Origin of the sequence: Paenibacillus sp. 598K, from assembly GCF_003851045.1 — a bacterium.
GTDB lineage: Bacteria > Bacillota > Bacilli > Paenibacillales > Paenibacillaceae > Paenibacillus_D.
Genome location: NZ_BFBX01000257.1, coordinates 1 through 238, shown reverse-complemented (window position 1 = coordinate 238; position 238 = coordinate 1). Strand labels below are relative to the sequence as shown.

Annotated in this window: 1 protein-coding gene; it reads right to left on the bottom strand. The window is 69.7% G+C overall.

Going from position 1 to position 238, the window contains the following annotated elements; all coding sequences use genetic code 11:
- Positions 1-238 (bottom strand): hypothetical protein (locus PA598K_RS34950; protein WP_148092055.1); only part of this gene is annotated, 238 nt, incomplete at both ends.

Sequence of the window (238 nt, the reverse complement as noted above, 5' to 3'; positions counted from 1 at the left end):
GGCGATGGCCTCCAGCAGACGCGCATAATGCGCCAGCATCCGCTCTGCCGTCTGCCGCTCGAACAGCGCGGTCGCATACTCCAGCTCCAGCCGCAGCGACTCGCCCGGATGCTCCCCGCCCTCGGCGAACAGCGTCAGATCGAAGCGCGCGGACGCCGCAGGCAGCTCGCAAGCCCGCATCGTCACGCCGCCCAGCCGTCCCTCAGGCAGCGCCGTCGGCTGCATCGCAAACATCGTA